Genomic DNA, 12,701 nt, shown 5'->3' with positions numbered 1-12,701 from the left:
AATTCCTTTCAGATCGGGTCCGGGCGGTGCATTCCCCCGGCGACAGACGCGGGCTTAGCGCGCGATGTGCACGACGTAAAGAATGGCTGTGTTTTTTTGTCAGGATATCGCCACGCTTTGTTGACAAATTGCATCAACATTCGCTAGCCGCCCCTCAGGACCGCATGACAGGAGTTCCCATGCACATCACCGCCACCTTCCCGACCGAACGCGGCCCGGCCCTGATGGGCACGATGGCCAAGCATTTCGGCCACAAGATCCAGGTCGAGACCTCCGACACCCAGGCGCGGCTGCACTTCGCGGCAGGCACTGCCACCATCGCGCTGATCCCGACAGGCCTGCACCTCGCCGTCGAAACCCCCGAGGCCGAACCGCTGGACACGCTGCGCGGCGTCGTCGAAAGCCACCTGCTGCGCTTTGCCCATCGCGAAGACCCGCAACCGCTGGACTGGCAACCCGCCTGAGCCCTTTGCCTTGGGCCAAATATCCCGGGGGGAATCCCCGGAACGGGGATGGGGGGCAGCGCCCCCCTGCCCGGCCAGCCCCCGCGACGCCCTTTCCTCTGGTTCTCGGGCGCCCTTCGCCCTATGTCAGGGGTCATGCAAAAGATCGCCCTGCCCGTCCGCCCCGACCTAGCCGCGAAGGCCAAAGACGTCGGCTTCACCTTCGCCAACATGCATGGCGAGCCCTATTGGGATGAAAGCTCGGCCTACCGCTTCACACTGGCCCAGATCGAACAGGATATCGAGGATCCGGCGACACAGCTTCACGCCATGACGCGCGAGGCCGTGGCCGCCATCGTCGGCTCGGAAAGGTTGATGGCGCGGCTGGGCATCCCCCCGGAGCATTTCGACCTGATCGCAGACAGCTGGGCGCGCAACGAGCCCGAGATCTATGGCCGCATGGATCTGGCCTATGGCGGCAGCGGCCCGGCGAAGCTGCTGGAATACAACGCCGACACGCCGACCTCGCTTTACGAAAGCGCAGCCTTCCAGTGGCAATGGCTCGAGGATCAGATCGCGGCAGGCCACCTGCCCGAAGGCGCCGACCAGTTCAACGGCATCCACGAGGCGCTGGTCGAACGCTTCCGGGACCTGTTCGCACCCGACACCGACATCCACTTCACCGCCATCCCCGGCAATCCCGAGGATTACGCCACCGTCGAATCCATGGCCTGGGCCGCGCGCGAGGCCGGGATGGGCGCGCATTACAGCGATCTCGACAAGATCGGCGCCAGCGAGGGGGGCCAGTTCCTCGATGCCGAGGGGCGGGTGATCGGCACGCTCTTCAAGCTCTATCCGTGGGAGGACCTGCTGGCCGACGATTACGCCCGCCACATCGCCGGTTCGGGCTGCCTGTTCCTCGAACCGGCCTGGAAGGCGGTCGTGTCGAACAAGGGGCTTCTGCCGGTCCTGTGGCAGATGTTCCCCGGCCATCCGAACCTGCTGCCCGCCTTCTTCGCCGATGACGTGGCCGATGCGCTGGTCTCGGGCGGGCGGACCGCGCCCGACGTGGCCCGCGCCTTCGACATGGCGGCCGCGACCCTGCGCCGGGGCCATGTGGTCAAGCCGCTCTTTTCGCGCGAAGGGGCAGGCATCAGCATCGTCGAGGCGGGCGAGGTCTCGGAATCCAGCCCGGCGGGCGATTACGACCGCCACCCGCGCATCGTGCAGGCCTATCACGCGCTGCCCGAATTCGACGGGTTCCGCCCGGTGATCGGCGCCTGGATCGCGGGCCATGATTGCGTCGGCATGGGCCTGCGCGAGGACCGCTCGCGCATCACGCAGGATCTTTCGCGCTTCAAGCCGCATTTCATCGCGGATTGATCCGCAAGCTTTCAGGCGGAGCGATCCGCCAAGGAGGGGATATGAGAAAACGTTCCAGAACCGTCGCGCTGACCATTCTCGGCGCCGCCGCCTTCACCGTCGCCGGCTGCCGCGAGGAACAGGTCGAGGCGCAGGCCTTCCCCGATCTGGCAAGCTGTCAGGCCGCCGCCGCGCAGGGCGGGCTGTTCACCGCCGCCGAATGCGACCAGGCCTTTGCCGAGGCCGCAGCCCTGCATGTCGAGGCCGCCCCCCGCTATGACAGTCTCGAGGTCTGCGAGGAACAGCACGGCGCGGGCAATTGCGGCTCGGAAGCGCAGCAGGCGGGCGGATCCGGCAGCATCTTCATGCCGCTTCTGGCGGGCTATCTGATCGGCTCGATGCTGGGCCGGGCCACGGCCGGGCAGGCCGCCGCCCAGCCGATGTATCGCAACGCGCAAGGCGGATACACCAACGCCGCGCGCACCACGAATTTCGGCAGCAACACGGGCCGCGCGACGGTCAGCGGCCAGCAATTCACCCGCCCGGCCGCCACCGCCGGCCAAGCCCCCATGAGCCGCGCCACGGCGGCCTCGCGCGGCGGTTTCGGCAGCACCGGCAGCAGCCCGGCCCGCAGCAGCGGCGGCTGATCCGCATCCTGTCGCGGAAATCCGGGAACCGAACGCCGCTCTCGGGAATTGGATCACGGCTCCGCCCGGCCTCTGCCCGGGTCGGAAGGCGTGGGCCGTGACCAGGACAGGAGTTTCCGATGACCCGACGCCGCCTTGCCCTTGCCGCAATCCTGATGATGGGGGCCGCAGGCGCCTCGGCGCAGGAGATCACCGTTTCCTCGAAGATCGATACCGAGGGCGGGCTTCTGGGGAACATGATCCTGATGGCCTTGCAGGATGCGGGGCTTCCGGTCCGCGACCGCCTGCAACTGGGCGGCACGCCGATCATGCGCGACGCGATCACCACCGGGCAGATCGACATCTATCCCGAATACACCGCCAACGGCGCCTTCTTCTTCAACGAGGCCGACAGCGAGGTCTGGCAGGATGCCGAGGCCGGACTGGCCCGCGTGGCCGAGCTGGATCTGGCGCAGAACGACATCGTCTGGCTGACCCCCTCGCCCGCCAACAACACCTGGGCCATCGCGCTGCGGCAGGACGTGGCCGAGGAGAACGCGCTGACCACCATGTCCGAGATGGGCGCCTGGATCGCGGGCGGCGGGACGATCCGGCTGGCGGCATCGACCGAATTCGTGACCTCGCCCGCCGCGCTGCCGGCCTTTCAGCAGACCTACGGCTTCACCCTTGCGCCGGATCAGCTGATCCAGCTTTCGGGCGGCGACACGGCGGCGACCATCGCGGCGGCGGCGCAGCAGACCTCGGGCGTGAACGCGGCGATGGTCTACGGCACCGATGGCGGCATCGCGCCCGCCGGACTGGTCGTGATGGAGGATGACCAGGGCGTGCAGCCCGTCTACCAGCCCGCCCCGATCGTCCGGGCCGAGGTGCTTGAGGCCCATCCCCAGATCGCCGAAATCCTCGAGCCGATCTTCCTGGCGCTGGATCTTGAGACCCTGCAGGAACTGAACGGCCGCATCCAGGTCGGCGGCGAGCCTTCGGACGCGGTCGCCCGCGAATGGCTGACGGAAGCGGGCTTCATCGACGGATGACCGCCCGGCTGGACCGCCCCGGCCTGCTGTTCGCGCTGATCGGACTGGCTGGGCTGGCCTTGCCGCTGGTGCAGTTCCGGCCGAACCGCATCCTGCCCGGAGAGGGTCTGGCCCTGCATCAGGCCCTGCCCTGGGGCTGGGCGCTGACGGCGGCGCTGGCGGCGCTGTTTCTGGCCGCGCCGCGCCTGAAGCCGGGGGCGCGGATCGCGCTGCCGCTGGCGGGGGTGCTGGCGCTGCTGCTGGCCCTGGGCGCAGCGGCAGACGCTCTGACGCCCGAAGGCGACCGGATGGCCCGCATCTCGCCGGCCGCCGGGTTCTGGCTGGCCGCTCTGGCGCTGTCGCTGATGCTGGCCGACGCGATCGCGCGGCTGGACCCGCCGTTGCGGCTGCGCTGGCTGATCCTGGGCGGCGCGGTGGCGGGGATCGGGGCAGTTCTGGCCTCGGGGGCGCTGGATCAGGTCTCTGTCATGCGGGAATATCAGGCGCGTCAGGCGGTCTTTCTGCGCGAGGCGCGGGCGCATCTGGCGCTGGCCTTCGGGTCGCTGGCACTGGCGCTGGCGGCGGGGCTGCCGCTTGGGGTGCTGCTGCATGGCCGGGCGCGGATGCGCGGGCCGGTCCTGTCAGTGCTGAACATCCTGCAGACGATCCCCTCGCTGGCCATGTTCGGCATCATGATCCCGGTCTTCGGCTGGATCGCGGCGACCCTGCCCGGCGCGGCGCAGGCGGGCGTCTCGGGGATCGGCCCCTTTCCGGCGCTGGTCGCGCTGTTCCTTTACGCGCTGCTGCCGGTCGTGGCGAATACGCTGGCGGGTCTGGCCTCGGTCCCGCCCGCCGCGCTGGAGGCCGCGCGCGGCCTCGGCATGACCCGCGCGCAGGTGCTGGCGCAGGTGATGCTGCCGCTTGCGCTGCCCGTGCTGCTGGCGGCGGTGCGGATCGTCCTGGTCCAGAGCATCGGTCTGGCGGTGATCGCCGGGCTAATCGGGGGCGGCGGCTTCGGCACCTTCGTCTTTCAGGGCCTGAACCAGACGGCGATGGATCTGGTCCTTCTGGGCGCGCTGCCTACCATCGCGCTGGCCCTGGTCGCGGGCATCGCGCTGGACCTGCTGACCCGCGCCAGCCGCCGTGAAAGGACCGCGCCATGATCGAGATCCGCAACCTGACGCGGCGCTTTGACGACGTGCTAGCCGTCGACGATGTCAGCCTGACCGTGCCGACGGGCCAGATCGCGGCGCTGGTCGGCACGTCCGGTTCGGGCAAGACGACACTGCTGCGGATGATCAACCGGCTGGTCAGGCCAAGCGCCGGGCAGGTGCTGATCGACGGGCAGGACACGGCGGATCAGCCCGCCCATCTGCTGCGGCGGCGGATCGGCTATGCGATCCAGGGCCACGGCCTGTTCCCGCATCAGAGCGTGGCGCGCAACATCGCCACCGTCCCGCGCCTTCTGGGCTGGCCGCGCGACCAAATCGCCGCGCGCGTGGACGAGCTGCTGACCCTGTTCCAGCTGGACCCCGCCGCCTATCGGGACCGGATGCCGCAGGACCTGTCGGGCGGCCAGCAACAGCGGGTGGGCGTAGCGCGCGCGCTGGCCGCGCGGCCCGACCTGCTGCTGATGGACGAGCCTTTCGGCGCGTTGGACCCGGTCATCCGCGCACAGGCGCAAGAGGATCTGCGCGCCGTCCAGCGCCGCCTCGGGACGACGGTGATCCTGGTGACCCACGACATGGACGAGGCGATCCGCCTGGGCGACCGCATCGCGGTGATGGATCAGGGGCGGCTTGTCCAATACGCCCCCCCGGCCGAGATCCTGACCGCGCCCGCCTCGGATTTCGTCCGCGACCTGATCGGCGACCGGCAGCGGCCCTTCTACCTGCTGTCGCTGTCGCAGGTGGACGCCCTGCGGAGCCCGGGCCATGCCGAGGGCGCGCCGATCCCGCCCGAGGCCAGCCTGCGCGATGCGCTGGCCGAATGCCTGTGGCGCGGGGCCGAGGCGCTGCCCGTGGCCGGGGGCGGCATCGTCACGCTGGCCGCCCTGCGCGCAGCCGCACGGCCCGAGGCAGGGCAGGCATGACGGGGCGCATCCTGCTGGCGCTGGCGGGAATCGGGCTGCTGGCCTTTCTGGTCCAGCCGCAGGCCTTCGCTCCGCTGTTCCAGCCCTTCACCCGCAACAGCGCGCCCGCGATCTATATGCAGACCCCGCTTCTGGCGCTGACGCTTTGGCATCTGGCGCTGGTCGCGCTGGCGGTTCTGGCATCGACCATCGTGGCGCTGGCGCTGGCGGTGCTGGTCGCGCGGCCCTCGGGGCGCGAATTCCTGCCCTTGGCGCGCACGATCACCAGCGTCGGCCAGACCTTTCCGCCCGTCGCGGTGCTGGCTCTGGCCGTGCCGCTGATGGGGTTCGGCACCGGACCGACGCTGCTGGCGCTGTTCCTCTATGGTCTGCTGCCGGTCTTCGAGAACGCGCTGGCCGGGCTGACCGGCCTGCCCGCCCCCGTGCGAGAGGCCGCCCGAGGCATGGGCCTGACCCCCCGCCAGCGCCTGTGGCAGATCGAGCTGCCGCTGGCCCTGCCGGTGATCCTGACGGGGATGCGGCTGACGGCGGTGATCTCGCTTGGCACGGCGACGATCGGATCGACCGTCGCGGCCCGCACCCTGGGCGAGGTCATCATCGCGGGGCTTCTGTCGGGCAACACGGCCTTTGTGCTGCAGGGCGGGCTGATCGTCGGCATCCTTGCGGTGATGATACACGAGGGGTTCCAGCGGGCCGAACGCATCGCGGCCCGCCGGGCTGGTGCGGCCTAGGGCGTGACCGGCGGCACATCCCAGATGTCGCGCATATAGCCCCGGATCGTGCGGTCGGACGAGAAGAAGCCCGAGCGCGCAATGTTCAGGGCGGCCATCCGATCCCATCCCGCCTGATCACGATAGACCCGGTCCACGTCGCGCTGCGCGGCGAAATAGGCGTCGAAATCCGAGGCGACCAGGAACGGGTCGTCGTTCCACGTCCGGTCTAGCAGCGAATAATAGCTTTCGGCACGGCCAAACCGCCCTTCGGCGATCAGTTGCAGGGCGATCTTCATGTCCTCGGACGCTTCGATGGCGGCGCGGGCATGGCCGGGGCGCGATTTCTCGGCGGCGGCCTCTTCGGCGGTCAGGCCGAACAGGAAGAAGTTCTCGGCGCCGACATGCTCGCGGATTTCGACATTCGCGCCGTCCAGCGTGCCGATGGTCAGTGCGCCGTTCATGGTGAACTTCATGTTGCCGGTGCCCGACGCCTCCTTGCCCGCCGTGCTGATCTGTTCGGACAGATCGGCGGCCGGGATCAGGTCCTCGGCCATCGAGACGTTGTAGTTCGGCGGATAGGCGATCTGCAGCAGATCGCGCGTCACCGGGTCGTCGTTGATCGTGGCGGCCACGTCGTTGATCAGGTGGATCACCGACTTGGCCAGCCAATAGCCCGGCGCGGCCTTGCCGCCGAAGATCTTGACGCGAGGCGTCCAGTCGCCGTTCGGGTCCTCGTGGATGCGGTGCCAAAGGGCGATGGTCTCCAGCACGTTCAGCAGCTGGCGCTTGTATTCGTGGATGCGCTTGACCTGCACGTCGAAGATCGCGTCCGGGTCGGGCCTGACGCCAAGCCCCGCCAGCAGCCCGTTCGACAGGGCGACCTTGTTCGCCCGCTTGGCCGCGCGCAGCCGGTCCAGAAAGCCCGCATCATCCGCATGAGGCTCAAGCCCCGCAAGCAGGTCCAGATCGGCGGTCCAGCCGGTGCCGATCGTGTCGTCCAGCAGCCCCGCCAAGGCCGGGTTCGACATGCGCAGCCAGCGGCGCGGCGTGACGCCGTTGGTCTGGTTCACGATCCGGCCCGGATGCAGCCGGTTCAGGTCGGCAAAGACCGTGTCCCGGACCAGATCGGTGTGCAGCGCGGAGACACCGTTCACCCGCCCCGCCATGATGAAGGCCAGCTCGCCCATATGGACCTGATCGCCATGCACGATGCCGACATGCGCCGGGCGGCCGCTGGTCTGGCGGTGATGGTCGTCGATCATCTCGATGATCTGCATGTGGCGCGGCAGCACGCGGCCCACCAGCCAGGTGGACCAGCGCTCCAGCGCCTCGGGCAGCAGGGTGTGGTTGGTGTAGTTCAGACAGCCCTGCGCCAGCTCGCGCGCGCGTTCGAAGGGCAGGCCGTGTTCGTCCATCAGCAGCCGGATCAGCTCTGGCCCGGCAATGGCGGGATGGGTGTCGTTCAGCTGGATCGCGACCTTTCCGGGCAAGAGTGCCAGATCGCCATGTTCCGCCATGAAGCGCCGCAGGATGTCCTGAAGGGCGGCCGAGGTCAGGAAATATTCCTGCTTCAGCCGCAATTCCTTGCCCGATTCCGTCGTGTCGTCGGGATAGAGAACGCGCGACAGCGTGCGGGCCAGCGCTTCGGGCTCGGCCGCCGCCGTGTGGTCGCCAGCATTGAAGCGGCCCAGATCCAAGAGCGTGGTGGGATGCGCCCCCCACAGGCGCAGGCTGTTCGCCCAATCGCCGCCCCAGCCGATCACCGGCGTGTCATAGGCCCGCGCGATCACGCTTTCGCCCGGATGCCAGACGGCGCGGCCATCCACGGTCTCGACATGGCCCTTGAAGCCGATCTCGTAGCTGTAATCGATGCGCACGAATTCCCAGGGATGGGGCTGGTTCAGCCAATCCTCGGGGGTCTCGACCTGCTGGCCGCCCTCGAACCGCTGGCGGAACAGGCCGTGTTCATAGCGGATGCCGTAGCCGAAGGCGGGGCAGGACAGCGAGGACAGCGATTCCATGAAGCAGGCCGCCAGCCGCCCCAGACCGCCATTGCCAAGCGCCGCGTCGGGTTCGTCGTCCAGGATCACCTGCTCGTCCAGGCCCAGCATCTGCAGCGCCTGACCCATCGCGGGCTCGAGTTGCAGGTTGATGATCGCGTCGCCCAGGATGCGACCGATCAGGAATTCCATCGACAGGTAATAGACGCGCTTGGCACCCTGATCGCGGGCGGCGCGGATCGCGCCGACCCAGGGGCCGACCATCAGGTCGCGGACTGTGTAGCTGACCGCAAGGCGCCAGTCGAAGGTGGTTGCGAATTCGGGGCCGCGTCCCTGGGTGTGGGTCAGGTGATGCAGGATCTGGTCGCGCAGGGCTTCGGCAGTCGGACGTTCGGACACGGGCAGGGCCTCATTCAGGCATGTGGTGGATGGATGGCCGCGCCTCAGGGGGCGGGGCAGAACTGAAAGGCGGTCACGCTTTCGGCGGCGACGGTTTCAAGGGCTTGGGCGGGCTCGTCCACGTCGTCGTCGCGGGCGCTGTCCAGATGACGGCGCCAGCGCCCGCCGGTCGGGGTATCGGGCAGGCGCACCTGCGCCTGGGGGCCGTTGTTGAAGACGATGAAGACCGCGCCGGGCAAGGCCGCGTAATCCGGCGTCCCCGAGGCCATCCGCATCTCGACCGCCAGGAGGCGCCGGTCGCGGTCGTTCCAGTCCTCGGGCTGCATCGGCGCGCCGTCCTCACGGCGCCAGAAGATGTCGGGCAGGCCGTCCTGACGGCGCGGCTGGCTGTGCAGGAACCGCTTTTGCCGCAGGATCGGATGGGCCGCCCGAAAGGCGATGACGCGGCGGACAAAGGCCAGAAAATCCGGATCGGCGCCGTCCCAGTTCACCCAGCCGGTCGGATTGTCCTGGGCATAGGCGTTGTTGTTGCCGCCCTGCGAATTGCCCAGCTCGTCCCCCGCCAGCAGCATCGGCGTGCCCTGGCTCAGCATCAGGGTGGCGATCAGGTTGCGGCGGCGGCGGTCGCGGCGCGCCAGGATCGCGGGATCGTCGGTCGGCCCCTCGGCGCCCATGTTGTCGGACAGGTTGTGGTTGTGGCCGTCGCGGTTGCCCTCGCCATTGGCCTCGTTGTGCTTGTCGTTGTAGCTGACCGTGTCCATCAGCGTGAAGCCGTCATGAGCGGCGATGAAGTTCACGCTGGAGGTCGCGGGCCGCCCGTCATGGTCGAACCGCGCCGCCGATCCGGCGATGCGCTTGGCCAGCTTGCCGATCATGCCCGGATCGCCGCGCCAATAGCCGCGGATCTGGTCGCGGAAGCGGTCGTTCCATTCGGCAAAGGGCGCGGGGCAGGCACCCAGCCGATAGCCGCCCTCGCCCAGATCCCAGGGTTCGGCGATCAGCTTGACGCGGTTCAGGACCGGATCCTGCCGGATCGCGCGGAAGAACGGCCCGTCGCGGTTGAACGCGCCCTGCGGCCCGGTGCGCCCCAGAACGCTGCACAGGTCAAAGCGGAAGCCGTCGACATGCATCACCTCGACCCAGTAGCGCAGGCTGTCCATGACCAGCCGCAGCGCGAAGGGATTGTCCAGGTTCAGGACGTTCCCGGTGCCCGCGTCGTTGACGTAATAGCGCGGGTTCTCGGCCAGCCGGTAATACGAGGCATTGTCGAAGCCGCGAAAGGACAGGGTCGGCCCAAGCTCGTTGCCCTCGGCGGTGTGGTTGTAGACCACGTCCAGGATCACCTCGATTCCGGCCTGGTGAAAGCGCGCGACCATCTGCTGGAACTCGGCGATGTCGCCGTCGCGCATGTAGCGCGGCTCGGGGGCAAAGAAGCCGTGGGTCATGTAGCCCCAGTAATTCCGCAGGCCCTTGTCGATCAGGAAGCGGTCATCGGTGAAAGCATGGACAGGCAGCAGCTCGATCGCGGTGACGCCGAGGCGGGTCAGGTGGTCCAGCACCGGGTCCGAGGCCATGGCCAGGTAGGTTCCCGCATCGGCGATGTCGCTGCGCCCGGCGGTCAGGCCCTTCACATGCGCCTCGTAGATGACCGTCTCGGTCATGGGGCGGCGGATCGGGCGATCCTCGCCCCAGGTGAAGGACGGGTCCACGACCACGCAGCGCGGCATGTGGGGCGCGCTGTCGCGGCGGTCAAAGGACAGGTCGGCATCGGCATGGCCCGCGCGGTAGCCCATCACCGCGTCGTGCAAGCGCGGGCTGCCCGTCAGACGCCGCGCATAGGGGTCCATCAGCAGCTTGTTGGGGTTGAAGCGATGCCCCTCGGCGGGCTTGTAGGGGCCGTGGACGCGATAGCCGTAGCGCTGGCCCGGACGCAGCCCCGCGACATAGCCGTGCCAGACATGCCCCTCGCGTTCGGGCAGGTTCACGCGGATCTCGCGGTTGCGGTCGTCGAACAGGCACAGAACGACCCTTTCGCCATGCTGCGAAAAGACGGCGAAATTGACGCCAGCCCCGTCGAAGGTCGCGCCCAGAGGCGCGGGATGGCCCGCCGTCACGGCATGAGGGAAGCGCTGGCGGGACAGGATCATCGGGCCTCGGTCAGTCTTGCGTAAAGCGCGGCATAGGCCTTGGCCGACGGACCCCAGCCCACCGGATGACCCATCGCGTTGCGCACCATGCGGGACCATGTCCTGCGATCCTTGTAAAGCGCGCAAAGGTGTAGCAACGCATTCGTCAGGCTTTCGGCATTGACCGGCGCGAATTGCAGGCCCGTCGCCACGTTCCGCGCCAGCGCCGCCGGCGAGGCGTTGATGACCGTGTCGGCCAGCCCGCCGGTCAGCGCCACGACAGGGATCGTGCCGTAGCGCAGCCCGTAAAGCTGGGTCAGGCCGCAAGGCTCGAACCGCGAAGGCACGAGGATCGCGTCGCCCCCCGCGATCATGCGGTGCGACAGCGCCTCGTCATAGCCGATGCGGACCGCGACGCCGGCATGATGGTCGGCCAGCGCGCGAAAGCGCCCCTCGAGCTCGGCATCGCCCGAACCCAGCAGCGCAAGCTGGCCCCCGCGATCCAGCAGCGCGGGCAGGGCCGCGGCCAGCATGTCCAGCCCCTTTTGATGCGTCATCCGCGAGATCACCACGCAAAGTGGGCCGGGCGCGTCGGGCAGGCCCATCTCGGCGCGCAGGGCGGCCTTGTTCGGGGCCTTGCCCGCCGGGCCGTCATAGGGCGTGATCGCGGGATCGGCGGCGGGGTTCCAGAGCTGATCGTCGATCCCGTTCAGGATGCCCGAAAGCACGTCGCGCCGATGGCGCATCACGCCGTCCAGCCCCATGCCGAATTCGGCGCTCATCAATTCCTCGGCATAGCGGGGCGACACGGTGGTCAGCGCATCCGCCCCCATCAGCCCCGCCTTCAGGGCCGAGATCGCGCCCCAGAATTCGTAGCCCTCGGCGTGGAAGCGGCCGGGGTCCAGCCGCAGCGCGTGGACAAGACCGGGATCGGCCGGGCCGGGAAAGGCGATGTTGTGGATCGTCAGCACAAAGGGCGGGGCGGCGGGATCGGTGCGGCGATATTCCGCGACCAGCCCCGCCTGCCAGTCATGGCCGTGCAGGATGTCGGGGCGCCAGCCGCCCGCACCTTCGGCGCCGATCCGGGCGGCGACCCATGACAGGGCCGCGAAACGCTGCGGATTGTCCGGCCAGTCGCGCCCGTCCGGCCCCAGATAGGGATTGCCCGGCCGCGCGAACAGATGCGGCGCGTCGATCGCCAGAAGGTCCAGACCGGCCGCCTGCCCCGCCAGCAACCGGGCCGGGCCGCCGAAGAGGTCGGGCCATTCGGCCACAGCCTGCCCGCCCTCCAGCGCCGAGAGGATCGCGGGATAGCCCGGAACGAGCGTCCGCATCCGGACCCCCTGCCCCGCCAGCGCGGCAGGCAGGGCGCCCGTGACATCGGCCAGCCCCCCGGTCTTGACCAGGGGCGCGATCTCGGAGGCGACCGACAGGACCTGCATCATGCCCCCGCTCACAGGCTTGCCGCCCGCCGGTCCAGCATGTCCTGCGTGATCAGCGTGATGCCCCGGTCGCTGACGCGGAACCAGCGGGCATCGTCCTGCGGATCCTCGCCCACGACCAGACCTTCGGGAATGGTCACGCCGCGATCAATCACCACGTTGCGCAGCCGCGCATGGCGGTGGACGGTGACATAGGGCAGCACCACCGCATGATCGAGGATCGCGTAGCTGTTCGTCTGGACCTGCGTGAACAGCAGCGAATTGCGGATCTCGGTCCCCGAGATGATGCAGCCCCCCGACACCATCGAGGATATGGCAACGCCCCGCCGGTCCTTTTCGTCATGGATGAACTTCGCGGGCGGCACGCTTTCGGAATAGGTCCAGATCGGCCAGTCGCGGTCCCACAGGTTCAGTTCGGGCACGAAATCGGTCAGGTCGATATTCGCGCGCCAGAAGGCATCGACCGT

General features: G+C 68.8%; 10 protein-coding genes and 1 pseudogene. 7 read left to right on the top strand and 4 right to left on the bottom strand.

Features of this window, described 5'->3' with window-relative positions:
* Positions 1-164: 164 nt before the first annotated feature.
* From QAR72_RS09315 to QAR72_RS09285, 7 genes are all read left to right on the top strand, one after another.
* A complete protein-coding gene (locus QAR72_RS09315) occupies positions 165-464 on the top strand; it encodes a DUF2218 domain-containing protein (protein WP_304617097.1) in 300 nt (99 codons plus the stop codon).
* A 135-nt stretch (positions 465-599) separates the two neighbouring features.
* Complete coding sequence (locus QAR72_RS09310) at positions 600-1,826, top strand: glutathionylspermidine synthase family protein (protein WP_304617096.1); 1,227 nt, start codon at positions 600-602, stop codon at positions 1,824-1,826.
* Positions 1,827-1,867: 41 nt separating this feature from the next.
* Positions 1,868-2,452, top strand: coding sequence for a DUF1190 domain-containing protein (locus QAR72_RS09305; RefSeq protein WP_304617095.1), 585 nt, complete (start codon positions 1,868-1,870; stop codon positions 2,450-2,452).
* A 119-nt stretch (positions 2,453-2,571) separates the two neighbouring features.
* On the top strand, positions 2,572-3,483 hold the full coding sequence (gene osmF, locus QAR72_RS09300; RefSeq protein WP_304617094.1) for a glycine betaine ABC transporter substrate-binding protein OsmF: 912 nt from the start codon (positions 2,572-2,574) through the stop codon (positions 3,481-3,483).
* Positions 3,480-4,625, top strand: a complete 1,146-nt coding sequence (locus tag QAR72_RS09295; protein ID WP_304617093.1) for an ABC transporter permease — start codon at positions 3,480-3,482, stop codon at positions 4,623-4,625. Before osmF ends, QAR72_RS09295 begins: the two co-directional genes overlap by 4 nt.
* Entirely contained in the window at positions 4,622-5,554 is a 933-nt protein-coding gene (locus QAR72_RS09290; protein WP_304617092.1) for an ABC transporter ATP-binding protein, read from the top strand. The genes QAR72_RS09295 and QAR72_RS09290 overlap by 4 nt, the downstream gene beginning before the upstream one ends.
* Positions 5,551-6,285 carry an ABC transporter permease gene (locus QAR72_RS09285; protein ID WP_304617091.1) on the top strand — a complete coding sequence of 245 codons (735 nt, stop codon included), beginning with the start codon at positions 5,551-5,553 and terminating at the stop codon, positions 6,283-6,285. Before QAR72_RS09290 ends, QAR72_RS09285 begins: the two co-directional genes overlap by 4 nt.
* Here the strand turns inward: QAR72_RS09285 and QAR72_RS09280 are convergent.
* From QAR72_RS09280 to QAR72_RS09265, 4 genes and pseudogenes are all read right to left on the bottom strand, one after another.
* The gene (locus tag QAR72_RS09280; RefSeq protein WP_304617130.1) at positions 6,282-8,672 is read right to left on the bottom strand and encodes a glycogen/starch/alpha-glucan phosphorylase; all 2,391 of its coding nucleotides are present in this window, start codon (positions 8,670-8,672) and stop codon (positions 6,282-6,284) included. The genes QAR72_RS09285 and QAR72_RS09280 overlap by 4 nt on opposite strands.
* Positions 8,673-8,710: 38 nt before the next feature.
* Positions 8,711-10,813 carry a glycogen debranching protein GlgX gene (glgX, locus tag QAR72_RS09275; RefSeq protein ID WP_304617090.1) on the bottom strand — a complete coding sequence of 701 codons (2,103 nt, stop codon included), beginning with the start codon at positions 10,811-10,813 and terminating at the stop codon, positions 8,711-8,713.
* Positions 10,810-12,237 (bottom strand): glycogen synthase GlgA, encoded by a 1,428-nt coding sequence (gene glgA / locus QAR72_RS09270; protein ID WP_304617089.1) that lies wholly within the window; start codon positions 12,235-12,237, stop codon positions 10,810-10,812. The genes glgX and glgA overlap by 4 nt, the downstream gene beginning before the upstream one ends.
* 8 nt (positions 12,238-12,245) lie before the next feature.
* Positions 12,246-12,701 (bottom strand): annotated as a pseudogene (locus QAR72_RS09265) (glucose-1-phosphate adenylyltransferase); the annotation flags it as partial.

The organism is Paracoccus sp. (in: a-proteobacteria) (assembly GCF_030604785.1).
Classification (GTDB): Bacteria; Pseudomonadota; Alphaproteobacteria; order Rhodobacterales; family Rhodobacteraceae; genus Paracoccus.
Note: the sequence above shows the minus strand (reverse complement) of the source record. Positions and strands in the feature narration are given on the sequence as shown.

Bases quoted from the DNA above. Each gene is read 5' to 3' on its own strand.
- QAR72_RS09315 (WP_304617097.1), top strand. From the start codon at position 165: ATGACAGGAGTTCCCATGCACATCACCGCCACCTTCCCGACCGAACGC.
- QAR72_RS09310 (WP_304617096.1), top strand. From the start codon at position 600: ATGCAAAAGATCGCCCTGCCCGTCCGCCCCGACCTAGCCGCGAAGGCC.
- QAR72_RS09305 (WP_304617095.1), top strand. From the start codon at position 1,868: ATGAGAAAACGTTCCAGAACCGTCGCGCTGACCATTCTCGGCGCCGCC.
- osmF (WP_304617094.1), top strand. From the start codon at position 2,572: ATGACCCGACGCCGCCTTGCCCTTGCCGCAATCCTGATGATGGGGGCC.
- QAR72_RS09295 (WP_304617093.1), top strand. From the start codon at position 3,480: ATGACCGCCCGGCTGGACCGCCCCGGCCTGCTGTTCGCGCTGATCGGA.
- QAR72_RS09290 (WP_304617092.1), top strand. From the start codon at position 4,622: ATGATCGAGATCCGCAACCTGACGCGGCGCTTTGACGACGTGCTAGCC.
- QAR72_RS09285 (WP_304617091.1), top strand. From the start codon at position 5,551: ATGACGGGGCGCATCCTGCTGGCGCTGGCGGGAATCGGGCTGCTGGCC.
- glgX (WP_304617090.1), bottom strand. From the start codon at position 10,813: ATGATCCTGTCCCGCCAGCGCTTCCCTCATGCCGTGACGGCGGGCCAT.
- glgA (WP_304617089.1), bottom strand. From the start codon at position 12,237: ATGATGCAGGTCCTGTCGGTCGCCTCCGAGATCGCGCCCCTGGTCAAG.